Below are 22,256 nucleotides of genomic sequence, written 5' to 3' on the forward strand. Positions count from 1 at the left end.
ATCAATGCATCCGCCCGTCGGCGCCAGCTGCGGGGGCGGCGCGCTTGGCGCCAGGGGCCATGGGTTGCGGCAGCAGCGTGCCCACGGTGAGCTGGTCGTCGCCGAAGTAGCGGGCCGCCACCGATTGCACCTGGGCGGGCGTCACCGCGCGCAGCAGGGCGATCAGGCGCGCGTCGGCGTCGGGCGGCAGGCCCTGCACCCAGTTGCTGCCCAGGTCGCTGGCCTGGCTTTGCAGCGAATCGCGCTGGTAGATGGTGGAGGCCGCCCACTGCGCCTTCACGCGGGCCAGTTCGGCCTCGCTCACGCCTTCGCGGGCGATGCGGGCGACCTCGGCGCGCAGGGCGTCCTCGACCTGCTGCGGGGTCTTGCCGGGGGCCGGCACGCCGGTCAGCAGGAACACGCTGGGGCCGCGGCCCACGACGGAGGCGGAGCTGTCCGAACTGTCGGCCACACGGTCGGGGCCCTGGCTCAAGGCGCGCTCCAGGCGCGCGCCGTCGTAGCCGCTGAGCACGGCCGACAGCACCAGCAGCGACAGCGCATCGCGGTCGCTATCGGCCATGTTCTCCAGGCGCGTGATGCTCGGCGCGCGGAACGCCAGGGCCACATAGGCCTGCTCGGCCGGCGCCTTGTAGGCGATGCGGCGGATGCCCTGCTGCACGGGCTCCGCGCGCGGCTTGCGGGCCGGCACGGCGCGCACGGGAATGCGGCCGTAGTACTTTTCAGCCAGCACGCGGACCTTGTCGGGGTCCACGTCGCCGGCCACCACGACGACCGCGTTGGCCGGCACGTACCACTGGCGGTGGAAGGCGCGCACGTCGTCGGCGGTCATGGCATCGAGATCGCTCATCCAGCCGACGACGGGCCGGCGGTAGGGCGAGGCGATGAACGTGGCGGCGTAGAGCTGCTCGATGAGCGCGGCCCGGGGCTGGTCTTCGGTGCGCATGCGGCGCTCTTCCTTGACCACCTCGATCTCGCGCTTGAACTCGGCGTCGGGCCACTGGTTGTTGGCGAAGCGGTCGGCTTCGAGCTTCATCACATCTTCCAGCCGGTTCGCGGGGATCTGCTGGTAATAGCCGGTGTAGTCGCGGCTGGTGAAGGCGTTTTCCTGCCCGCCCAGCGCAGCCACGCGGCGCGAGAACTCGCCCGGCGGCACGGTCTTGGAGCCCTTGAACATCATGTGCTCCAGCGCGTGGGCCACGCCGGAGGTGCCGTCCACCTCGTCCATCGCGCCGACCCGCAACCAGACCATGTGCACCGCCGTGGGCGCCCGGCGATCGGGCTGCACGAGCAGCTGCATGCCGTTCTTCAAGGTGAATTGCCGAACCCCCGTGGACGGCGGGCGCTGCGCCTGCGTGTCCTGGGCCGAGGGAGGAAGGGGGGTGGGAGCGGATGGCGGGGTTTGGGCCCCGGCATGCACGCAGGCCAGCAGGCCCAGAAGGGTGATAGCGCGTTTCATAGAATGGATGCGATTCTAAGAACCCTCCAATGTTCAGTTTTTTCAAGAAAAAGCCCGCCGCCCCCACCGAGCCGCAAGCCCCCCATCCCGCGGAGGCTGCGCCAGCGGTTTCCGTGCCTGCAACGCCCGCCGCCGACGCGCTCTCGCCGCCCTCCGCAGCCCCTTCGAGTGCCCCTGCGGCCTCCGGGGGTTTCGGGTGGCTGAAGAACCCGTTCGCCAAGGCGCCGGTGGAGGTGCCGGTGGCGCCCCCGCCCGTTGTCGATGCCCCGGTGCAGCCGCCAGCCCCGGTCGCGGCGCCCGCGCCCATCGCACCCATCGCGCCTGCGGCACCCGTGGCACCCACGGCACCCGCACCGGCTGCGGTTACACCCCCCTCTCCCGCACCCATCACGCCCCCCGTGGCTGCCCCTGTGATGGCACCCGTGCCGGCCCCGGCGGCCCCCACAGTGGCGCGTGTTCCTGCGCCTGTTTCCACGCCCGTCGTGCCGCCCGTGCATGCCCCGGCGGCGGTGCCCGCCGTGCCGGTCCCACCACCGGCGATGCCCACCCCGGCCGCGCCGCCCGTGCAGCCCGCTCCCGCCGAGCGCAAGGGCTGGATGGACCGCCTGAAGAACGGCCTGCGCAAGACCGGCAGCAGCATCGCCACGGTCTTCACCGGCACCCAGATCAACGACGCGCTGTACGAAGAGCTGGAAGAGGCCCTGCTGATGGCCGACACCGGCGTGAAGGCCACGCAGCACCTGCTGGACGACCTCAAGCGCCGCGTCAAGGACACCAAGACCACCGATCCGGCCGCCGTGAAGGCCCTGCTGGCCGAGGCCCTGGCCGATCTTCTGCGGCCTCTGGAGAAATCGCTGGTCATCGGCCGCTACACGCCCACCGTGATCATGGTGGCGGGGGTCAACGGCGCGGGCAAGACGACCTCCATCGGCAAGCTGACCAAGCACCTGGCCAACGAGGGCGCGGCGGTTCTGCTGGCCGCGGCCGACACCTTCCGGGCGGCGGCGCGCGAGCAGCTCGGCGTCTGGGCTGACCGCAACACGGTCGAGATCGTGAGCCAGGACGGCGGCGATCCTGCGGCGGTGAGCTTCGACGCCGTCACCGCCGGCAAGGCGCGCGGCAAGGACGTGGTGCTGGTCGATACCGCCGGGCGCCTGCCGACGCAACTGCACCTGATGCAGGAGCTGCAGAAAATCAAGCGCGTGGTCACCAAGGCGGATGCGACGGCGCCGCACGAGGTGCTGCTGGTGATCGATGGCAACACGGGACAGAACGCACTGGCCCAAGTGCGCTCCTTCGACGATGCGCTGCAGCTGACCGGTCTCATCGTGACCAAGCTCGACGGCACGGCCAAGGGCGGCGTGCTGGCTGCCATCGCGCAGGAACGCCCCATTCCGGTGTACTTCATCGGCGTAGGCGAGAAGCTGGAAGACCTGGAAACCTTCAACGCCAAGGAATTCGCGCAAGCTTTGCTGACTTGACCGACCGGCAAATGGAGTCCGAAGCCTCTTGCCACGTGTGCCGGGGGGCTGGGCGACCGGGACGGATTGGTGCCATCCAGTGAATTGATTGTTCACAAAACGAAGTTTTTGGATTTTTTCGCTACCAATTCAATAGCACCACACCCTTTAAATTGCTGCGCTGACGCCCTTTTTTCCGACAATAACGCATCTCCCACGTCCTACGCCGGTGCGGGAACTAGTCCCTTAGCACTCCCTCATATGGAGTGCTAACATGAATGTCATGGAAGAAAGGATCTCTGGAATGACGCTTCAATCTGGAACCGCAGCCACCGCTCTGGCTCCCGCCAATCCTTGGGCGCTCATCCCCCCCTTGGGCAATCTGGACGCCTACATCTCGGCGGTGAACCGCCTTCCGCTGCTCACGGCGGAAGAGGAGCGCACATACGCGCGCCAGCTCAAGGACAACAACGACGTGGATGCCGCTGGCCGCATGGTGATGTCGCACCTGCGTCTGGTGGTCTCCATCGCCCGCCAGTACCTCGGCTACGGCCTGCCCCACGGCGACCTGATCCAGGAAGGCAACGTGGGCCTGATGAAGGCCGTCAAGCGTTTCGACCCCGATCAGAACGTGCGCCTGGTGAGCTACGCCATGCACTGGATCAAGGCCGAAATTCACGAGTACATCCTGAAGAACTGGCGCATGGTCAAGGTGGCCACGACGAAGTCGCAGCGCAAGCTGTTCTTCAACCTGCGCTCGATGAAGCAGGGCCTCAAGGCCGATGCGGCCGCCGCCGATGCAGCCACCCACCGCGACACGCTCTCCGAGCGCGAAATCGATGCGGTGGCGCAGCACTTGAACGTCAAGCGCGAAGAGGTCATCGAGATGGAAACCCGCCTGTCGGGCGGTGACGTGATGCTGGACCCCTCGCCCTCCGACGACGGCGAACAGGCCTACGGCCCCATCGCCTACCTGGCCGATGGTGCCCACGAGCCCACCGCCATGATCGAATCGCGCCAGCGCGATGCCCTGGCCACCGACGGCATCGCCGCCGCCCTCTCGGGCCTGGACGATCGCAGCCGCCGCATCGTGGAAGAGCGCTGGCTCAAGGTGAACGACGACGGCTCCGGCGGCATGACGCTGCACGAGCTGGCCGCCGTGTACGGCGTGAGCGCCGAACGCATCCGCCAGATTGAAGTGGCCGCGATGAAGAAGATGAAAAAGGCCCTGGTCGAGTACGCTTGACCGGCTGGCCACCCGCCTTCGCAGGCGGCTGGCATGGCGATAATCCCGAGCGCGCAATCCCCTGCGGATTGCGCGCTTTTTTCATGGGTGCGCCGGCTGCCGGTGCCCCCGATCTCCAAGGACACGACCCCCATGACTTTTCCTGCCGTTCGACGCCGCACGCTGATGGTGGCCCTTTCGCTCGCTGGCGCTCTGGGCACGGCCACGGCCCAATCGGCACCCGGCGCACTGGCGACGCCGGGGTGGCCGAGCAAGCCGCTGCGCATCATCGTGGGCTTTCCGCCGGGATCGTCGCCGGACCTGACGGCGCGCACGTTCTCCGAGCCGCTGGCGCAGGCGTTGGGCCATCCGGTGATCGTGGAAAACAAGGTGGGCGCGGGCGGCAACATCGGCGCCGATGCGGTGGCCAAGGCGACCGATGGCCACACCATCGGCCTGTTCATCAACGGCAACCTGACCATCGCCAAGCTGCTCAACCCGGCCGTGCCCTACGACCCGCAGAAGGACCTCGCGCCGCTGAGCCTGGTGGGCACTTCGCCGCTGGTGCTGACCGCCCCGGCCTCGCAGCCGGACGTGCCGGCCCATGCCGATGCGCGCGCGTTTCTCGCAGCGGCGCGGCAGGCCGGCAGCCGCTGGAGCTACGGCACACCGGGCGTGGGAACGGTGGGCCACCTGGGTACGGAACTGCTCAAGGCCCGCGCCGGCATCGCGCCAGTGCATGTGCCCTACCCCGGCTACCCGCAGGTGGCCACGGGCATGCTGGGCGGACAGCTGCAGATGGCGCTGCTGCCGCCTGCGCTCGCCCTGTCGCAGGAACGCACGGGCAAGCTGCGCCTCATCGGCGTCACCTCGGCCGGTCGCAGCACGCTCGTGCCCGGCGTGCCCAGCCTGGCGGAGGCCGGCGTGCCGGACCTGAACCTGGAGATCTGGAACGCATTCGCCGCACCGGCCACCATGCCCGCTGCCGTGCAGGCGCGGCTGTCGGCGCTGATCGCCGACATCGCCCGCAGCCCCGACGTGCGGGCCAAGCTGTTCCAGCAAGGCTGGCAGGTGGCCGGGACCTCGCCCCAGGGGCTGGCGAACCGCATCCAGGCGGACACCGCGCTCATGGCCCGCGTGATCCGCACGCAGGGCATCCGGGCCGACTGACGCCCTGCCCCGGTGGGGTGCGCTGCGCCTCCACCGATGTTGATGCAGATCATGCCCCGCGGAGCCCGTGGCCGGCAGACTGGCGCCTTCGTGATTTCCAAGGCACGCCATGCAGCCCTTTCGCATCCTCGTCATCGGTGCCGGCCACACCGGCACCCCGCTGTTGCAGCAATTGCTGGCAGCGCCGTTCGTCTCCGTGCTCGGGGTGGCGGACCTGAACCTCTCCCTGCGCAGCATCGAGCTGGCGCGCAGCCACGGCGTGCCCGTGACCTCCGATTTCATGGGATTGCTGGCGGCGCACGGCAGCGCCGCGGACATCGTGATCGATGTGACGGGCCAACCGGCGGTGCGTGACGCGCTGCGCCGGCACATGGTGGACACGGGCAACCAGCAGACGGTCATCCTGCACGAGACCATCGCGCTTTTGCTGATGTCGCTGTCGGCCGGCCAGCGCATCGAAAGCCGCCACGGCGAACTGGCCTACGCCTGAGCACCCGGTTCGCTCCGTCCGTCACCATCGCAAGCAATTGCTATTATTTTTATAGCGATATGCCGGGAGAAATCATGCCCTGGAGGCCGTTTTCGTGCTGAGTCTGCGCACCCGGCCCCACGGCGCCACGCCGACCAAAGAGGGCGCGCCCCTGCCTCCGTGCCACACCTGCGCCGGCCGCTCGCACTGCCTGCTCGGCCGGGCCCCGCGCGAGGTGCAGATGGCGGGCCGCGTGGTGGAGCGGCGCTTTCGCAAGGGCGAAACGCTGGTGCGCCAAGGCCAGTCCGCGCCGGTGCTGCAGATCCTCAAGGTCGGTACGGTGCTGCTGCACCGCCGGGGCGCCGAAGGCATCGACCGGCCCGTGGGCCTGGCGGGCTGCGGCCATGCCCTGGGCACGACGGCGCTGTTCGCGGCGCCTGCGGAGCTGTCGGGCACGGCCCTGGGCGAGGGCCGGCTGTGCGAAGTGTCTGCAGAAGCGCTGCGCTCGGTCCACCACGGCGCCGCGGCACTGAGCTGGCTGGAGGCGCTGTCGCGCGAGAACGCGCGGGCGCAGGCACAGCTTGCGGACTGGTCGGGGCTGCTGCGCATGCGCGGGGCCACGGCGCGCCTGGCAAGCGCCCTGCTGTTGCTGGCCGATCTGCAGCGCAGCACGCTGGTGCGGCTGCCCACGCAGGCGATGCTGGCCGCGCTGCTGGCCACCACGCGCGAGACGGTGGCCCGGGGGCTAGCGCACATCGCCCAGACGGGCGGTCTGGTCCGGCATGACCGCTGGCACTGCGCCATCGTGCGGCCCCGCCTCGCGGCCCTGGCCCGCGGCATGGCAGAACCGGTGTCCGGCCCGGTGGCCGGTGCTGCCTGGTGCGCAGCGGCGGTGGTGAAGCACGCCGATGCGGCCGCGCCGCCGCCTCAGCCCTCGTTCAGCAGGGCCCGCACATCGGCGGCCAACGCTTGCGCACCGCTGCCGTAGCGGTTGTACACGCGCAGGCGGCCGGCGGGGTCGTACACGTAGCTGCCGGCCGAGTGGTCCATGGTGTAGCTGGTGGGTGTCTTGCCGTCGACCTTCTTGTAGTAGATCTTGAAGTCCTTGGCCACGGCGGCCAGTTGCTCGGGGCTGCCACGCAGCGCGAGGAAGGTGGGGTCAAAGTTGGCCATGTAGGCCTTGAGCACCTCGGGCGTGTCGCGCTCCGGGTCCACGGTGACGAAGATGCCCTGGAGCCGGTCGCCGTCCGCGCCCAGCGAGCGCTTGACCTCCGCCAGTTCCACCATGGACGTGGGGCACACGTCGGGGCACTGGGTGTAGCCGAAGAACACCACCACGACCTTGCCCGCGAAGTCCTTGAGGTGGCGCGGCTGGCCGTTGTGGTCGGGCAGGGGCAGGTCCTTCGCATAGTCGGCGCCGGTGATGTCCACGCCCTTGAACTCCGGGCCCTTCTTGGAGCACGCCGCCAACAGGCCACCAGCGCTGACCAGCAAAGCGCTGGCAGCGATTCTTTTAAGAGCAACGCGTTTGTTCATGGCAATCACAGCACGTAGTGGTCCACCAGTAGCGCGGCGAACAGCAGGCTCAGGTGGATGAGGGAAAAGCGGAAGGTCTCGCGGGCGAGCGCATCGGAGTAGCGGCGCCACAGCCGAAAGCCATAGGCGCAAAAGCCCAGGCTGAGCACCACGGCGGCGGCCAGGTAGATCCAGGAACTCATGCCGTACACGAAGGGCATGAGGCAGCCCGCGAAGAGGATCAGCGTGTACAGGAACACCTGCAGTCGCGTGAACTCGTTGCCGTGCGTGACGGGCAGCATGGGCAGGCCCGACTTGCGATAGTCCTCCACGCGGTACAGCGCCAGGGCCCAGAAATGCGGCGGCGTCCACAGGAAGATGATGAGGAACAGGATGAGCGCCTCGGGCGCCACGTCGCCCGTCATGGCCGACCAGCCCAGCACCGGCGGCATGGCGCCCGAGGCGCCGCCGATCACGATGTTCTGCGGCGTGAGCGGCTTGAGGATCACCGTGTACACCACCGCGTAGCCGACGAAGGTGGCGAAGGTGAGCCACATGGTGAGTGGGTTGACCCACCGGTAGAGCACTAATGAACCCGCCGCGCACAGCGCCGCCGAGAACAGCAGCGTCTGCGTGTTGGACAGCTCGCCCTTGGCGGTGGGCCGCCAGGCGGTGCGCTTCATCTTCGCGTCGATGCCCTGCTCCACGATGCAGTTGAATGCCGCGGCGGCACCCGCCACGAGCCAGATGCCCGCACAGGCCACGGCCATGTGCGCCCACTGCGCGCCGCTGGGCATGCCGGGCACGGCCAGCACCATGCCGATGAAGGCGCAGAAAACGATCAGCTGGACCACGCGCGGCTTGGTCAGCGCATAGAACTGCGCCGCGCGCGACGGCATGCTGGCGATCGGAGGGGAGGTGGCGGGAGCAGCGCTCATGCGGAGATTCTCGTTGCGCCCGTGGGCGCGGTTGTCGGTGCGCCGGCAGCGGCGGCCAGGGGACGGGCGGCGCCCACGGCGCGGCTGGCGGCCAGGGCCCAGGTGAGGACCACGACCAGGGCCGCGGCGCCGCCGGTGTGCAGCACGGCGGCCACGAGGGGCCAGTCCAGCACCACGTTGGACAGGCCGGTGGCGAACTGCATCAGCGCCAGGCCCGCGATCCAGCGCGCCTGGGCCGGCAGCAGCGCGGCGCGATGCAGGCGCCAGGCCAGCACGCCGAGGGCCAGCAGCACGGCGTAGGCCGCCAGCCGGTGCGCATAGTGGATGGCCGTGAGGCCCGCGAAGGTGATGTGGCTGCCGTCCTGCAGCAGGCCCAGCGGCCGCCAGATCTCGAAGCCCTGGCCGAAGGCCATGTCGGGCCACCAGCTGCCCTGGCAGGTGGGGAACGTGGTGCAGGCCAGCACCGCATAGTTGGTGCTCACCCAGCCGCCGAGCACGATCTGCACCGCCAGCAGCACGGTGGTCGCCACCAGCAGGCCCCGCAGGCCCCGGCCCAGCGCCACGGGCAGGATGCCGCGTGCGGCGTGCGTCTCGCGCACGGCCTGCACGCACAGCAGCGCCAGCAGCACCAGCCCGCCGATCAGGTGCAGCGTCACGATGGCGGGAAAGAGCTTCATGGTCACCGTGAGCGCACCGAATGCGCCCTGCAGGCACACCCACACCAGCGTCGCCGTGGGCCACCAGGGGCTCAGGGCGGGCGGCGGGCCCTGGTGCCTGGCCGCGCGAGACCGCTGCCACCATGCGCCGACGGTGAGCACGATGATGAGCATGCCCACGCCGCTGGCCAGATAGCGGTGGATCATCTCCACCCAGGCCTTGCCGTGCGTGACCGGGCCGGTGGGCATGGCCTGCTGGGCGGCGGAGATTTCGGCATGCGCGCCCAGCGGGCTGGCGTTGCCGTAGCAGCCCGGCCAGTCGGGGCAGCCCAGGCCCGAATCGGTGAGCCGGGTGAAGGCGCCGAACAGCACCAGATCGAAGGTGAGGAACAGGGTCAGCACGGTGAGCGCCTGCAGGCGCCGCACGCGCGAGGTGCCGCGGTTGCGCAGCCACACCCAGGCCAGCGGCCCGAGCGCGATCACCGCGCCCAGCAGCACCATGCGGGCGAGCGGGGCCAGGTCGTACAGCGGCTGGGCGTCCTGCATCATGGCGCTCCGGTGCGGCCGGGCTGGTCCCACGAGGCCGAGGCGCGCATCAGCCGCTCCAGGTCGCGCTTGGCCTTGGCGGCCCCGGCGGCGTCCAGGCCCGCCGGAAAACGCAGCATCCAGTGGCCCATGGGATCGACGACGTAGAGATGGTCTTCGATCGCGTGGCCGGTGGCGGGCGCGAGCCACGCGGACAGCGCCTGCGCATCCACCCGCAGCACCTGGGCCTTTTGCAGGCCCGGCTGGATCTCGGGCGGCGGCGCGGCGCCATCGGTCACCAGCCAGACCCAGTCGATGCGGTCCTTGTCTTTGCCCAGGCTTTCGCGCAGCTGCCGCTGCAGGTACAGATGGTTCTGGCAGGCGGTGCCGCAGGCGCCGGGCGCCACGCTCACGAGCAGCCACTGGCCCTGCAGCTGGTCGAGCCGACCGGGAGCGCCATCGAGAGCGGTGGTCGCCATGCCCGCCGGCATCGCGCGCTGGGGGGCGATGAGTTCGCCGAAATTGCGCCGCCCTTCGGGCCGCAGCACGTAGTAGGTGAAATACGAGGCCACCACGGGTGCGGCGCATACCAGCAGGATGCCCAGCATCTTCCAGCGCCCCTGGCGCGACTGCTGCACGGCCGCCATGGCCCCGCCCGCGGGCGGCAGGCTGTGCACCGTGAGGCCCAGCGGGTGGGCGCCCTGGGGCGCGTCAGGCGGCAGGCTGGCGGCGTGGGCGAAGGAAGCGTCGGACGATTTGGAACCAGACATAGAGGATTGCCACCAGGCCGCAAAGCCCGAACCATTGGACGGCGTAGCCGTAGTGTTTTTCGACCCCGGCGTCGATGACGGGCCAGTCGCGCAGCAACCCGTCGCTCGCGCCCCCCGTCTGCAGCACGGTGAGTGGCGCCAGGGCCAGGCCGGTCTCGCCGCGATAGGCTGCCAGGTCGAGATTTTGCCGGATGCGGGAAGACCCCTCGGCGCTGCCGGTAGCGCCAACTTCGTACAGCCGCGATGGCGCCGCCGCGATGCGGCCTTCCACCTCGGTGTAGCCCACCGGCGCGGGGATCTGGGGCAACTGGGTGCGGTCCTGGAAATTGCGCGGCACCCAGCCGCGCTGCACCAGCACGCTGGTGGCGCTGCCCTGCAATTGCAGCGGCGTGAGCACGAAGAACCCCGGCCGGCCCTGCATCTGCCGGTTGTCCAGGAAAACGGTGTGGGCGGACAGCCAGCGGCCGCGCAGCACGATGCGGCGGTGCACCAGCGGGTCGTCCGGCCCCGTGGCCGCAGGCAGGGCCGCGAGCGTGGCGCCCTCCAATGGCGGCCGGGCCGAACGCGCGTCGATGGCGGCTTGCAAGGCTTCCTTCTGCGCCGCGCGGGACAGCTGCCAGCGCCCGAGCGACGCGGTCGCGGCCATGGCCAGCACAGCGGCCAGGCTGACCAGCCAAAATTGCAGGCCCAATCGGCGTCTTGCAGATGTCACGGGATAATGCGCTCCATGAAATACGTGGTGGTGCTGGCCTTCCTGGCCATTCTGGCGAGCCTCGGTTCCGCGCTGTTCTTCATGATGCGCAACGGCCGCAACGACAAAGCCCGCAGCGGCCACATGGCCCGCGCGCTCGCCGTCCGCGTGGGGCTGTCGATTCTGCTCTTCCTGTGCCTGCTGGCCGCCTGGAAGCTGGGCTACATCCAGCCCACAGGACTCCCGGCCACGCGCTGAGCGCCACCCGGTCCGTCCGGCATGGCCCACGGGCCGCGGCGGGCACCGGAGCACCGCCGCAAAAAAAGCGCCCTGCGGCGCTTTTTTCGTCGGGCCGCCGAGGGGCCTGGATTACAGCCAATAGACCAGCACGTACAGGCCCAGCCACACCACGTCCACGAAGTGCCAGTACCAGGCGGCGCCCTCGAAGCCGAAGTGCTTTTCCGGCGTGAAGTGGCCCTTTTGCAGGCGCAGCGTGATGAACAGCAGCATCAGCATGCCCACGAACACGTGAAAGCCGTGAAAGCCCGTCAGCATGAAGAAGGTGGAGCCGAAGACGCCGGAGCTGAGCTTGAGGTTCAGGTCGGTGTACAGGTGGTAGTACTCGTAGCCCTGCACGCACAGGAAGACGATGCCCAGCAGCACGGTGGCCCACATGAAGGCGATGGTCTTGCCGCGGTGGTTTTCGCGCAGCGCATGGTGCGCGATGGTCAGCGTGACGCCGGAGGTCAGCAGCAGCGCCGTGTTGATCGTGGGCAGCCAGAACGGGCCGACCGTCTGGAAGGGCTCCACGATGCCGGCGGGCGATGCGGTCATGCCCGCCGCCATGCTGGGCCACACGGCCTTGAAGTCGGGCCACAGCAGCGCGTTGTCCAGGCTGCCCAGGGCCGGCACCGAATGGGAGCGCGCCCACCACAGAGCGGTGAAGAAGGCGCCGAAGAACATCACCTCCGAGAAGATGAACCAGCTCATGCTCCAGCGGTAGGACAGATCGATCTTGTGCCCGTACAGGCCGCCCTCGCTCTCGCGCACGGAATCGCGGAACCACTGGTACAGCACGAACAGCCACCACACCATGCCCAGGGCGAGCGAATACTTGCCCCAGTCATGGCCGTTGACCCACTGGCCCGCGCCCAGGATCACGAAGAACAGGCCGGCCGCCGCCATCACCGGATGGCGCGATTCGGCGGGCACGTAGTAGTACGGGGTCGTGCCGGGGGTAGATGCACTCATGTCAGCTCCTGAATCTCAAATCGTTGTTATCCGTCGGGCTGCGGCCGTCCATCAGACGACCCAGTTGACCAGCGCGATCAGCCCGACCACCAGCAGCAGCGCCGCGGCCAGGCCGACGGCGATGATGTGGATGGGGTTCAGCCGCTCCACGTCCTGCTGGTATTCCGAGCCCTTGCGCAGGCCGATGAACGACCACGCCACCGCCCGCACGGTGCGCAGCAGCGAGCCCTTGCGGCGCGCCGGCGATTCGCCGGGGGTGCGCGGGCTCACGATCCGGCCCCCTGCGGCACCACGCCGGCGGGCAGCGCGGCCGTGGGCTCGGTGGGCGCGGGCGGCGTCTTGCCGCCCACCTCGAAGAAGGTATAGGACAGGGTGATGGTGGTCACGTCCTTGGACAGGCGCGGGTCGATCACGAACGCCACGGGCCATTGCTTTTTTTCGCCCGGCTCCAGCACATACTGGTTGAAGCAGAAGCACTCGAGCTTGTTGAAGTGCGCGGCCGCCTGCCGCGGTGCGTAGCTCGGGATGGCCTGAGCGGCCATGCGGCGGTTCTGCACGTTCTGGAACTCGTACATCACCGTGGCCAGCTCGCCCGGGTGCACCTGCAGTGAGCGCTGCGCGGGCTTGAAGTCCCACGGGCCGCGCGCGTTCGCATCGAACTCCACGGTGATGGTACGGCTCTTGTCCACCTGCGTGTTCGCGGGCACCTTCACATCGCGTCCCGCCACCCCGTTGCCCGGCACCTGCCGCTCGGACAGCGACAGGATGTTGATGCCGGTCATCTCGCAGATGTGCTTGTAGATGGGAATGAGCACGTAGCCGAAGGCGAACATGCCGACCGAGATCACGGCCAGCTTGCCCACCATCTTGGCGTTTTCAGTGCGGAACATGCCCATGGCGCGTCCAGGCTTTCAGCGGGCCAGCCAGGCCATCTTGACCATGAAGCCGACGAAGAAGGCCACGGCCACCGAGGCCAGGATCAGCGCCATGCGCCGGTTGGACTTCTTTTGCTCGGGGGTCATTGCCAGGCCCTCCTCAGCCGATCACGCGGGTGGCCGAGGCGTCCAGCTTCGGAGGCGTCTCGTACGTGTGGAAAGGCGCCGGCGAAGGCACTTCCCATTCGAGGCCCTCGGCCCCTTCCCACGGGCGCTGCGGCGCCACTTCGCCCTTGCCGCGCATCGCGGGCACCACGATGAACAGGAAGAAGTACACCTGCATCAGGCCGAAGCCGAATGCGCCGATGGAGGCCAGCATGTTGAAGTCGGCGAACTGCATGGGGTAGTCGGCATAGCGGCGCGGCATGCCGGCCAGTCCCAGGAAGTGCATGGGGAAGAACGTCACGTTGAACGTGATGAGCGAGCCCCAGAAGTGGATGCGGCCCCGGGTTTCGCTGTACATCACGCCGGTCCACTTCGGCGCCCAGTAGTAGTACGCGGCGAACATGGAGAACAGCGAGCCGGCCACCAGCACGTAGTGGAAGTGGGCCACCACGTAGTAGGTGTCCTGCAGCTGGATGTCGATGGGAGCCATCGACAGAATCAGCCCGGTGAAGCCGCCCATGGTGAACACGAAGATGAAGCCCACGGCGAACAGCATCGGGGTCTCGAACGTCATGGAGCCACGCCACATGGTGGCGATCCAGTTGAAGATCTTCACGGCCGTGGGCACCGAGATCAGCATGGTGGCGTACATGAAGAACAGCTGGCCGGTCACGGGCATGCCGGTCGTGAACATGTGGTGAGCCCACACGATGAACGACAGGATGGCGATGGAAGAGGTGGCATACACCATGGAGGCATAGCCGAACAGCCGCTTGCGCGAGAACGCCGGCACGATCTGGCTGATGATGCCGAAGGCCGGCAGGATCATGATGTACACCTCAGGGTGGCCGAAGAACCAGAAGATGTGCTGGTACATCACTGGATCGCCGCCGCCGGCGGGGTTGAAGAAGCTGGTGCCGAAATGGCGGTCGGTCAGCGTCATGGTGATGGCGCCGGCCAGCACGGGCATCACGGCGATCAGCAGGTAGGCGGTGATGAGCCAGGTCCAGGCGAACATCGGCATCTTCATCAGGGTCATGCCGGGGGCGCGCATGTTCAGGATGGTCACGATGATGTTGATCGAGCCCATGATGGACGAGGCCCCCAGGATGTGCATCGCGAAGATGCCGGCATCCATCGACGGGCCCATCTGCAGCGTGAGCGGCGCATACAGCGTCCAACCCGCCGCCGGCGCACCGCCAGGCATGAGGAACGAGGTCACCAGCATGATGGCCGCCGGGATCATCAGCCAGAAGCTGAAGTTGTTCATGCGCGCGAAGGCCATGTCGGATGCGCCGATCTGCAGCGGAATCATCCAGTTCGCGAAGCCCACGAACGCCGGCATGATGGCGCCGAACACCATGATCAGGCCGTGCATGGTGGTGAGCTGGTTGAACAGCTCGGGGTTCACCAACTGCAGGCCAGGCTTGAACAGCTCGGCGCGGATCAGCAGCGCCAGAATGCCGCCCACCATCAGCATGGTGAACGAGAACAGCAGGTACAGCGTGCCGATGTCCTTGTGGTTGGTCGCGAACACCCAGCGCCGCCAGCCCGTCGGGCCGTGGTGGTGGTGATCGCCGTGGCTGTCGTGTGCGTGGCCGCCCGCGTGACCGTGGTTGTCGAGAACTGCGCTCATCTTGGATTCCTCAGTGCGTTGGGGCGTGGGTGGCTATTTGCCACGCTGGGCCAGGATCTCGGACGGCTGCACGATCTGCCCCGTCTTGTTGGACCAGGCGTTCTTGGTGTAGCTCACCACGGCCGCCAGATCGGTATCGCTCAACTGCGCCCAGGAGGGCATCGCGCCGTTGGCGGCGCCCTTGAGCACGATGTGGATCTGCTGGGTGTGGTCGTCGCTCTTGACGATGGCGGAGCCGTCCAGCGGCTTGATGGGGCCCGCGCCCTTGCCGTTGGCCTGGTGGCAGGCCGCGCAGTTGGCGGCATAGACCTTCTCGCCGCGCGGCAGGATGTCCTGCAGCGTCCACACCTTGCTCGGGTCGTCCAGCTTGGCCGCGGCCTTCTTCTTCTCGCCCGCCACCCACTGGGTGTAGTCGGCGGCAGACACGACCTTCACGTGGATGGGCATGTAGGCGTGCTCCTTTCCGCACAGCTCGGCGCACTGGCCGTAGTAGTCGCCCACCTTGTCGGCGCGGAACCAGGTATCGCGCACGAAGCCGGGGATCGCATCCTGCTTGATGCCGAAGGCCGGCACCATGAACGAGTGGATCACGTCGTTGGCGGTGGTGATCACGCGCACCTTCTTGCCCACGGGCACCACCAGGGGGTTGTCCACCTTGAGCAGGTAGTCGGCCGGCGCGTTGCTCACGTTGCCGCTGTCGGACATGCGGCGGTGGCTGCTGTCGAGCGTGGAGATGTAGGCCAGGCCCTGGCCTTCGCCGGTGATGTAGTCGTAGCCCCACTTCCACTGGTAGCCGGTGACCTTGATGGTCAGGTCGGCGTTGGTGGTGTCCTTTTGCGCCACGAGCACCTTGGTGGCGGGCAGCGCCATGAGGATCACGATGATGAAGGGCACGATGGTCCAGATGACCTCGACGGTCACGGACTCATGGAAATTGGCCGGTTTGACACCGCGCGACTTGCGGTGCTTCCAGATCGAATAGAACATCACCGCGAACACGGCGATGAAGATCACCGTGCAGATGATGAGCATCATCCAGTGCAGGAACTGCTGCTCCTCGGCGATGCGGGTGACCGGAGGCGCCAGGTTCAATTGGTTGACGGCCGGGCCACCGGGAAGATCCTGCACGGCGTGGGCTGCGGTGCCCACCCATGCACCCGCCATCAGCAGCAAAGAAGCCAGCTTGTTGGAAATGCTCTTCATAGTTCTCACTTCTAAGCCTCAATTAACCAATCCCTGGGCGCCCCCGCGTGGGGTCGGGGCGGCGCACAAAGCCATGCGAATTCCAACATCCAGACCGTGCCCGGGCCTTGGGGCGCAATGCCCGAACCCTTCAGCGCGGCTGGGTTCCACATGAACCCGGTTTCATCGATGCGGAGCACCGGCGGTGCTTCGCTTTTTGTCTCCTGACCTTCAAGGCCCGCGCGGGTTGGCGCGTGCCCTGCACCGTGCAGCATGCCGTTCCCGTGGTCCGATTGCAAGGCCCGCGGCGACATCCGCTGCACAGCCCCGTACAAACCATGAGAAGGTTGGAAGGTTTCGCGCCGACCGCTGAGCCTGCCGCCGACAGGCGGCCTCCCGGCGGGGCCGCAGGGATCGCACCGCGCAGCAGAAGTTCCGGAACAGCACCGCCAAGAATTGTAGCCTGCTGTTGCGACGGATCATGGGGGCCCTGCCCCCGGGAAAACACCCTCAGGCGCCCGGCTTTCTCGCCCCCTGCAGCATGGCGCGCATGTCCTGCAGCGACACGGCGCTGCTCTCGCTCACCCGCAACCGTGGCGCCGGCTTGAAGGCGTGGCCATAGACGATCTCGAAGGTCAGCGCCAGCTGGCCGCCCTCGTTGGGGTCGGCCAGGCGGTCGGCCAGCGCCTGTTCCAGGCGCTCGCGCCAGCGCCGCCCGCGCAGCGCGGGAAAGCGCGCCGGGTGCAGGTTGCAGCCCAGTTCGCGCAACTCCTGCAGCAGCCGGGCCGGGGTGGCGAAGGTCAGCCGGATGCGTTCCATGTCCATCACCGGTTCGGCGAACCCGGCCTGCACCAGCATGTCGCCCCAGTCGTGCATGTCCGTCATGGCATGGCCGGCGGGCGGCCAGCCCAGTTCGGCGTAGACGGCATGCAGTTCGCGCACGGTGTCGGGGCCCAGGCAGGAGAACATGAGATAGCCGTCCACGGCGAGTGCCCGGTGCCACTGGCCGATCAGCCGCTGCGGGTCGGCGGCCGTGTGCAGCGCCATGTTGGACCACACCATGTTGACGCTGCCGTCCGCCGGCAGGCCGAACTTCGGAGCACGCCCACCCCAGCGCGAAGGGCTCCACCATGCCGCGCCCAATGCCTGCTCGGCCACCGGCTGGCGGCGCACCGCGGTTTCCGCCACCTGGCAGGCGGCCTGGGGGTAACGCTGGCGCACCAGGGCATGGGCCTGCAGGCCACCGCGCACCGGATCCCAGTCACACCAGGCGGCCGGGGCCTGGCGGATCCACTGGAGCCGGTCGTCCATGCGCCGGGCCACCTCCTCGTGCAGCCAGGGGGAGCTGGCGGGGGCGGCGGCATGCCAGCGGGCCGCGGCGGGCGGGTCGATGGTGGGGGGAAGGTGCTCTGGCATCGTGGGGGAACGGGGTCGCGGCGAGTATATTGAGTCGATGCTCCACAGGCAGCTTGCAGGGATATCGCACTGGCTGGGCGCGGCCCTGGGTGCCGTGCCCAGCCAATGCGCCGTCTGCCATGCCTGGCCCGCGCGGCGCGTCTGCGATGCCTGCGCCACCCGCTTCGCACAGCCGCAGCCGCGCTGCGCGACCTGCGCCCTGCCCGTGCCGGCGGGCGTGGCGCGCTGCGGGCGCTGCCTTACCGACCCGCCGCCGCTGGACGCCTGCCTTGCCGCGGTGGACTACGGCTACCCCTGGGCGCAGGCGCTGGCCGATTTCAAGTTCCGGGCCGACCCCGGCTGGGCGCCGTCGCTGGCCACCCTGCTTCGCAGCACGCCCTGGGTGGAACCGGCCGTGGAAGCGGCCTACTGCCTGCTGCCCATTCCCCTGTCGCGCGAGCGGATGAAAGAGCGCGGCTTCAACCAGGCCGCGCTGCTGGCGCGTGCCTTGTCGCCGGCGAAGGCGGATGCCGCCAGCCTGCTGCGCACCCGCGCCACCGAGGCGCAGAGCGGCTTGCCGCGCAAGGACCGGCTGCGCAACCTGCGCGGCGCGTTCGCGCTGGAGCCCGCGCGCGCCGCGCGCATCGCGGGCCGCCGGGTGGTTCTGGTGGACGACGTGATGACCACAGGCGCCACGCTGCACGCGGCGGCGCGGGTGCTGCGCGAGGCCGGCGCCGCGCACATCACCGCGGTGGTGGTCGCCCGCACCGATAGTCCCTGACCCGGGCCGATCACCGGGCCTGGATACGTTTGTTTACGAGCTTTCGCGCCGGGTGCGGCGCAGATGCCGACAATAGACGCCATGTTTCATATCGTTCTTGTCGAACCCGAGATCCCGCCCAACACGGGCAACGTGATCCGGCTGGCCGCCAACACCGCGTGCCGGCTGCACCTGATCGAACCCTTGGGTTTTTCCATGGAAGACCGCCTGATGAAGCGCGCGGGCCTCGACTACCACGAGTACACCGAGGTGCAGCGCCACGCGGGATGGACCGCCTTCCTGCGCGATGCCGAGCCGGACGCCACCCGCATGTTCGCCATGACCACGCACGCCACGCTCACGGTGTATGAGACCAGCTTCCGCGCCGGCGACTGGCTGGTGTTCGGCGCCGAGACGCGCGGCCTGCCGCCCGAGCTGCGCGAATCGTTCCCGCCTGCCCAGCAGCTGCGGCTGCCCATGGTGCCGGGGCAGCGTAGCCTGAACCTGTCGAACGCCGTGGCGGTCACGGTGTACGAAGCCTGGCGGCAAAACAGCTTCCTTTGACGCGTTGAGGCCCAGGCCCGGCCTTCAGGCCTGCGGCGCGAGCGCCGCCGCGTCCTGGTCCAGGACGCCAGGGGCCTGCAGCGCCTCCTCCACGGACTTGCGCGTGCGGGCGCTCAGAAAATCCAGGAAGGCCCGCGTGCGTGCGGGCATGAACTTGCGGCTCGGAAAGGCCGCGTACAGCGTGAAGCGCCCCGCCGTCCAGGGCGCCAGCACCCGCACCAGTTGCCCGCTTCGCAGGTAGGGTGCGGCCAGATCGACTGGTAGCGAGGTCAGCCCCGCGCCATCCAGCGCAGCACGCAGCAGGGTCTCGATGTGGTTGGTCACGCAGACCGGCTGCACCTCGATGTCGATGGCCCGGTGGCCCAGCAGGGGATCGAACAGGCGCATCACCCCGGGTTTGGTGTCGCTGCGCCGGCGCAGCAGGCACTGGTGCCGGGCCAGGTCCTGCGGCACCTGCGGCATGCCGTGGTCCCGCAGGTAGGCGGGCGAGGCGCACACCACGCTGTCGGACCGCACGATGGGCCGGGTGATCACGTTGGCGCCGAAGACCGCGTCGTCGCTCAGCAGCGTGATGTCGAAATCGCCGATGGGCGGCTCCAGCGAGGAGTCCACATGGATGTCCAGCACCACCCGGGGATGCGCCCGGTGAAAGCCCTCCACCAGCGGCGCGAGAATGTGGACCGCGAGCACCGGCGGCGCGTGCAGCCGCAGCACGCCAGCGATCTCCGAGGTGTGGGCCTGGGCCGCGGCGAAGGCTTCCTCCACGTCGGCCAGGATGGTGCGCACGCGGGCCAGGTAGGCCTCGCCGGCATCGGTGAGCGAGACCCGGCGCGTGGTCCGCTGCAGCAGCCGGGTGCCGATGTGGCTCTCCAGGTCGGCAACCAGCCGGGTGACCGCCGCGGCCGACAGGTCCATCGCGCGCGCGGCCGCGGCGAAGCCGCCTTCGTCCACCACCGACTGGAACACGCGCATCGTCAGCAATCTATCCATTGCAGGAATGACGGCGTTTCAAGGGCCGCGATTATTTCAATTTCGTTAATTATTCATTGCCAAGAGTGCTGTTTTTCAAAGGGTTAACCCTGCGTACAGTTCAACCCATCGATGAGAAAGCCTGAAGGCGGACCCACCGAGGCAGGACAAGACCGGCCCCCAACAAGACCAGCCTTGCCCGGAAACACCAACCAATGAAGGACACCATCATGAACAACTACCGCACTCTCGCCACCGCTGCCGCCATCGCCCTGAGCGCCTTCGCCGCCCACGCCGGGGTGGAAGGCGACGGCTCCGACTATCCCGCCCCTGTCGCCGCCTCCAGCGCACTGACCCGTGAAGCCGTCGTGGCCGACCTGGTGGCCGCCCGCCAGAACGGCACCCTGCCCCGCGCCGGCGACTGGTACGACGTGCCCGCGCCTCTGGCCGTTTCCGGCAACGCCACGGTCGTCACCCGCAAGGAAGTGCAGGCGCAAACCGTGGCGGCCGCGAAGTCGCGCAACACGGTCAGCGGCGACCACTGATCTGATCGCACGGCGGCCCGGCCGGTTGCGGCCGGCCCAGCTCCTCCCCCAAAAAAGGCCCGCAGGTTCGCCCCTGCGGGCCTTTTTCATGGGGCGCCTTCAGGGCGCGGCGCCGTAATTGCGCGCCAGGGACTCGGCCACGCACGCGGGCTTGTCGGACCCTTCGCGCTCGATGGTGACCAGCCAGGTCATCTGGATGCCGTCCGGCGCGGCGGGCTCGCAGGCCTGCAGCGTGAGCCGCGCGCGCAGGCGGCTGCCCACGGGCACGGGCGAGGTGAAGCGCACGCGGTTGAGCCCGTAGTTCACGCCCATCCGCGCGCCGGCGATGGCGAACGCCGATTCGAAGAACCGCGGAATCAGCGACAGCGTGAGAAACCCGTGGGCGATCGGCGCGCCGAACGGGCCCTGGGCCGCGCGCTCGGGATCGACATGGATCCACTGGTGGTCGCCCGTGGCCTCGGCGAACTGGTCGATCTGCGCCTGGGTGATGGTGATCCAGTCGGTCACCGCCACCTCGCTGCCCACGCAGGCGGCCACTTCGGAATACGTCTGGAAGGTTTTCATGCGCGCACTTTAGGCCGGGGCGGGCCGTGCGCGTTGTCGGGCACGCGACAGCCGCGCGCGCCGGCCTACTGATCGAGCCAGTCGCAGATGCCCTGCCACTGCTCCAGGTCGCGCTCCACGCGGCTGGCCGAGACGTCGAAGACCGACAGGCCCTGCGCGGCCAGATGGATGTAGTTCTGCGTGTCGCGCAGCCGGCCCAGCACCGGCAGGCCCAGGCTTTCGACGAACTCGCCCAGCTTGTCGGCCGCGATGGTGCGGGCATCGACCCGCATGCCGACGATGCCGATCTGCACGTTCGCCGCATGGCGGCTTTGGGCCAGCTCGTCCAGGAAGCCGCGGATGGCGAAGATGTCGAACACGCTGGCCTGCAGCGGCACGATCACTTTGTCGGCCAGCTGGAGCACCGACTTGAGCTGCGCGCCGTGCAGGCCCGCGGGCGTGTCCAGCACCGCGTGGGTGGCCTCCTTGGGCGGGCGGCCGATGGCGTCGGGCTGCACGGGCCAGTCGCCGATGGGCCGAACGGCCGGGGACCGCAGCCCGCGCCACAGCCGGGACGACTGCTGCGGGTCGGCGTCGCCCAGCACCACGGCGTGGCCCTGGCTGGCGAAATAGCCGGCGATGTTGGTGGCGAGCGTGGATTTGCCCACGCCGCCCTTGGGATTGGCCACTGCGATCACTGGCATGCACGCCTCCTGGGTGTCAAAAGTTGGGTTGGCGGGGGCGATGGTAGCGCCGCCCGGGGCCGGGCTGGGGAGTATGCGTCAAAAACCCCTTCAGCGCATATTCCACTAGGGCATATTGCTATATTTTTAATAGCAAATGGATTCAACCGTGCTGGGCCCCGCGCTTGACGAAGAAGAGCCCCGTGCCCACGGCCATCAGCAGGCCGCCGAACACGCGGTTCTGCGCACGCACCGCGCGGGCGTTGCGCAGCAGCCGGCGCAGCGCGCTGGCGCCCGCGGCATAGCCGTGCATGACGGCCATGTCCACCGCCACCATCGTGGCCGCCATGGCGAGCAGTTGCGTCCACAGCGGGCGCGTGTCGGTCATGAACTGGGGCAGCACGGCCACCATGAAGATGATGCCCTTGGGGTTGGTGGCGTTGGTCAGAAAGCCGGTGAGGCAGCGCTTTTGCCACGGGCCGGCCGGCGCGGCCTCCCCACCCGGCAGGGACGACGCATCGCCCGAGCGCCATTGGGCGATGCCGATGTAGATGAGGTAGCACGCGCCCAGGATCTTCACCGCGCTGAACGCCGTCTCCGAGGCCAGCAGCAGCGAGCCCACGCCCGCCCCGGCGATCACCAGGATCAGCAGCAGCCCCAGTTGCAGCCCCAGGATGGTGGCGCCCGTCTTTCGCACGCCGTAGGTGAGGCCGTGGCTCATGGACAGCACGGCGCCGGAGCCCGGCGAGATCGCGATGAGGCAAGCCGCCGCCAAAAATGCCAGCCAGGTGTGCAGGTCCATGGGTCCGCCGG

The 22,256-nt window shown here is 68.7% G+C and carries 26 protein-coding genes; 9 read left to right on the top strand and 17 right to left on the bottom strand.

Features of this window, described 5'->3' with window-relative positions:
• Position 1: 1 nt before the first annotated feature.
• Positions 2 to 1,456, bottom strand: coding sequence for a M16 family metallopeptidase (locus tag AVME950_RS07870; RefSeq protein ID WP_284429353.1), 1,455 nt, complete (start codon positions 1,454 to 1,456; stop codon positions 2 to 4).
• A 413-nt stretch (positions 1,457 to 1,869) separates the two neighbouring features.
• Here AVME950_RS07870 and ftsY point away from each other — a divergent pair, with 413 nt between their 5' ends.
• The 5 genes from ftsY to AVME950_RS07895 all read left to right on the top strand — a co-directional run bounded on the left by ftsY (position 1,870) and on the right by AVME950_RS07895 (position 6,768).
• Complete coding sequence (gene ftsY, locus AVME950_RS07875; RefSeq protein WP_502869385.1) at positions 1,870 to 2,937, top strand: signal recognition particle-docking protein FtsY; 1,068 nt, start codon at positions 1,870 to 1,872, stop codon at positions 2,935 to 2,937.
• Positions 2,938 to 3,220: 283 nt separating this feature from the next.
• Positions 3,221 to 4,162, top strand: a complete 942-nt coding sequence (gene rpoH, locus AVME950_RS07880; protein ID WP_284429355.1) for an RNA polymerase sigma factor RpoH — start codon at positions 3,221 to 3,223, stop codon at positions 4,160 to 4,162.
• A 132-nt stretch (positions 4,163 to 4,294) separates the two neighbouring features.
• Positions 4,295 to 5,311 carry a Bug family tripartite tricarboxylate transporter substrate binding protein gene (locus tag AVME950_RS07885; RefSeq protein WP_272565020.1) on the top strand — a complete coding sequence of 339 codons (1,017 nt, stop codon included), beginning with the start codon at positions 4,295 to 4,297 and terminating at the stop codon, positions 5,309 to 5,311.
• A 109-nt stretch (positions 5,312 to 5,420) separates the two neighbouring features.
• Positions 5,421 to 5,801: an oxidoreductase gene (locus AVME950_RS07890; protein ID WP_284429356.1), complete on the top strand. Its 381-nt coding sequence runs from the start codon at positions 5,421 to 5,423 to the stop codon at positions 5,799 to 5,801.
• Between the two features lie 94 nt (positions 5,802 to 5,895).
• Positions 5,896 to 6,768 (top strand): Crp/Fnr family transcriptional regulator, encoded by an 873-nt coding sequence (locus AVME950_RS07895; RefSeq protein WP_284429357.1) that lies wholly within the window; start codon positions 5,896 to 5,898, stop codon positions 6,766 to 6,768.
• On the opposite strand, the gene AVME950_RS07900 is transcribed toward AVME950_RS07895, so the two are convergent.
• The 5 genes from AVME950_RS07900 to AVME950_RS07920 are packed head-to-tail and all read right to left on the bottom strand — an operon-like array spanning position 6,708 to position 10,896.
• On the bottom strand, positions 6,708 to 7,316 hold the full coding sequence (locus AVME950_RS07900) for an SCO family protein (RefSeq protein ID WP_284429358.1): 609 nt from the start codon (positions 7,314 to 7,316) through the stop codon (positions 6,708 to 6,710). The two genes, AVME950_RS07895 and AVME950_RS07900, sit on opposite strands and share 61 nt — an antisense overlap.
• A 5-nt stretch (positions 7,317 to 7,321) precedes the next feature.
• A complete protein-coding gene (gene cyoE, locus AVME950_RS07905) occupies positions 7,322 to 8,233 on the bottom strand; it encodes a heme o synthase (protein ID WP_284408102.1) in 912 nt (303 codons plus the stop codon).
• On the bottom strand, positions 8,230 to 9,435 hold the full coding sequence (locus AVME950_RS07910; protein WP_284429594.1) for a COX15/CtaA family protein: 1,206 nt from the start codon (positions 9,433 to 9,435) through the stop codon (positions 8,230 to 8,232). Before AVME950_RS07910 ends, cyoE begins: the two co-directional genes overlap by 4 nt.
• The gene (locus AVME950_RS07915) at positions 9,435 to 10,184 is read right to left on the bottom strand and encodes an SCO family protein (RefSeq protein ID WP_284429359.1); all 750 of its coding nucleotides are present in this window, start codon (positions 10,182 to 10,184) and stop codon (positions 9,435 to 9,437) included. The genes AVME950_RS07910 and AVME950_RS07915 overlap by 1 nt, the downstream gene beginning before the upstream one ends.
• Positions 10,126 to 10,896, bottom strand: a complete 771-nt coding sequence (locus AVME950_RS07920) for an SURF1 family protein (RefSeq protein WP_284429360.1) — start codon at positions 10,894 to 10,896, stop codon at positions 10,126 to 10,128. Before AVME950_RS07920 ends, AVME950_RS07915 begins: the two co-directional genes overlap by 59 nt.
• Before the next feature lie 6 nt (positions 10,897 to 10,902).
• Between AVME950_RS07920 and AVME950_RS07925 the strand changes: the two genes are divergently transcribed.
• Entirely contained in the window at positions 10,903 to 11,133 is a 231-nt protein-coding gene (locus AVME950_RS07925) for a twin transmembrane helix small protein (RefSeq protein WP_272549034.1), read from the top strand.
• Between the two features lie 111 nt (positions 11,134 to 11,244).
• On the opposite strand, the gene AVME950_RS07930 is transcribed toward AVME950_RS07925, so the two are convergent.
• The 7 genes from AVME950_RS07930 to AVME950_RS07960 all read right to left on the bottom strand — a co-directional run bounded on the left by AVME950_RS07930 (position 11,245) and on the right by AVME950_RS07960 (position 17,400).
• Positions 11,245 to 12,126, bottom strand: coding sequence for a cytochrome c oxidase subunit 3 (locus tag AVME950_RS07930; RefSeq protein WP_284429361.1), 882 nt, complete (start codon positions 12,124 to 12,126; stop codon positions 11,245 to 11,247).
• A gap of 51 nt (positions 12,127 to 12,177) precedes the next feature.
• Positions 12,178 to 12,396, bottom strand: a complete 219-nt coding sequence (locus AVME950_RS07935; RefSeq protein ID WP_284429362.1) for a DUF2970 domain-containing protein — start codon at positions 12,394 to 12,396, stop codon at positions 12,178 to 12,180.
• A complete protein-coding gene (locus AVME950_RS07940; protein ID WP_372588226.1) occupies positions 12,393 to 13,016 on the bottom strand; it encodes a cytochrome c oxidase assembly protein in 624 nt (207 codons plus the stop codon). The genes AVME950_RS07935 and AVME950_RS07940 overlap by 4 nt, the downstream gene beginning before the upstream one ends.
• 21 nt (positions 13,017 to 13,037) lie before the next feature.
• Positions 13,038 to 13,148 carry a cytochrome oxidase small assembly protein gene (locus AVME950_RS07945; RefSeq protein ID WP_272549038.1) on the bottom strand — a complete coding sequence of 37 codons (111 nt, stop codon included), beginning with the start codon at positions 13,146 to 13,148 and terminating at the stop codon, positions 13,038 to 13,040.
• Positions 13,149 to 13,161: 13 nt separating this feature from the next.
• Positions 13,162 to 14,802 (bottom strand): cytochrome c oxidase subunit I, encoded by a 1,641-nt coding sequence (gene ctaD / locus AVME950_RS07950; protein ID WP_272549039.1) that lies wholly within the window; start codon positions 14,800 to 14,802, stop codon positions 13,162 to 13,164.
• Positions 14,803 to 14,835: 33 nt separating this feature from the next.
• A complete protein-coding gene (gene coxB, locus AVME950_RS07955; protein WP_272565032.1) occupies positions 14,836 to 16,005 on the bottom strand; it encodes a cytochrome c oxidase subunit II in 1,170 nt (389 codons plus the stop codon).
• A gap of 489 nt (positions 16,006 to 16,494) precedes the next feature.
• The gene (locus AVME950_RS07960; protein WP_284429363.1) at positions 16,495 to 17,400 is read right to left on the bottom strand and encodes a methyltransferase domain-containing protein; all 906 of its coding nucleotides are present in this window, start codon (positions 17,398 to 17,400) and stop codon (positions 16,495 to 16,497) included.
• Between the two features lie 37 nt (positions 17,401 to 17,437).
• Between AVME950_RS07960 and AVME950_RS07965 the strand changes: the two genes are divergently transcribed.
• Together AVME950_RS07965 and trmL are read left to right on the top strand one after the other, a co-directional pair.
• Positions 17,438 to 18,160: a ComF family protein gene (locus tag AVME950_RS07965; RefSeq protein WP_284429364.1), complete on the top strand. Its 723-nt coding sequence runs from the start codon at positions 17,438 to 17,440 to the stop codon at positions 18,158 to 18,160.
• A gap of 81 nt (positions 18,161 to 18,241) precedes the next feature.
• On the top strand, positions 18,242 to 18,703 hold the full coding sequence (gene trmL, locus AVME950_RS07970; RefSeq protein ID WP_272565035.1) for a tRNA (uridine(34)/cytosine(34)/5-carboxymethylaminomethyluridine(34)-2'-O)-methyltransferase TrmL: 462 nt from the start codon (positions 18,242 to 18,244) through the stop codon (positions 18,701 to 18,703).
• 24 nt (positions 18,704 to 18,727) lie between these two features.
• Here trmL and AVME950_RS07975 read toward each other — a convergent pair whose 3' ends face one another.
• A complete protein-coding gene (locus AVME950_RS07975; RefSeq protein WP_284429365.1) occupies positions 18,728 to 19,693 on the bottom strand; it encodes a LysR family transcriptional regulator in 966 nt (321 codons plus the stop codon).
• Positions 19,694 to 19,902: 209 nt separating this feature from the next.
• Here AVME950_RS07975 and AVME950_RS07980 point away from each other — a divergent pair, with 209 nt between their 5' ends.
• Positions 19,903 to 20,217, top strand: coding sequence for a DUF4148 domain-containing protein (locus AVME950_RS07980; protein WP_284405399.1), 315 nt, complete (start codon positions 19,903 to 19,905; stop codon positions 20,215 to 20,217).
• Between the two features lie 99 nt (positions 20,218 to 20,316).
• On the opposite strand, the gene AVME950_RS07985 is transcribed toward AVME950_RS07980, so the two are convergent.
• The 3 genes from AVME950_RS07985 to AVME950_RS07995 all read right to left on the bottom strand — a co-directional run bounded on the left by AVME950_RS07985 (position 20,317) and on the right by AVME950_RS07995 (position 22,245).
• A complete protein-coding gene (locus AVME950_RS07985) occupies positions 20,317 to 20,781 on the bottom strand; it encodes a MaoC family dehydratase (RefSeq protein WP_284393360.1) in 465 nt (154 codons plus the stop codon).
• A 65-nt stretch (positions 20,782 to 20,846) separates the two neighbouring features.
• Positions 20,847 to 21,464, bottom strand: a complete 618-nt coding sequence (locus tag AVME950_RS07990; RefSeq protein ID WP_284429366.1) for a nucleotide-binding protein — start codon at positions 21,462 to 21,464, stop codon at positions 20,847 to 20,849.
• 142 nt (positions 21,465 to 21,606) lie between these two features.
• Positions 21,607 to 22,245, bottom strand: coding sequence for a LysE family transporter (locus tag AVME950_RS07995; protein ID WP_284393355.1), 639 nt, complete (start codon positions 22,243 to 22,245; stop codon positions 21,607 to 21,609).
• Between the last annotated feature and the right edge of the window lie 11 nt (positions 22,246 to 22,256).

This window comes from Acidovorax sp. SUPP950 (genome assembly GCF_030158935.1).
GTDB lineage: Bacteria > Pseudomonadota > Gammaproteobacteria > Burkholderiales > Burkholderiaceae_C > Paracidovorax.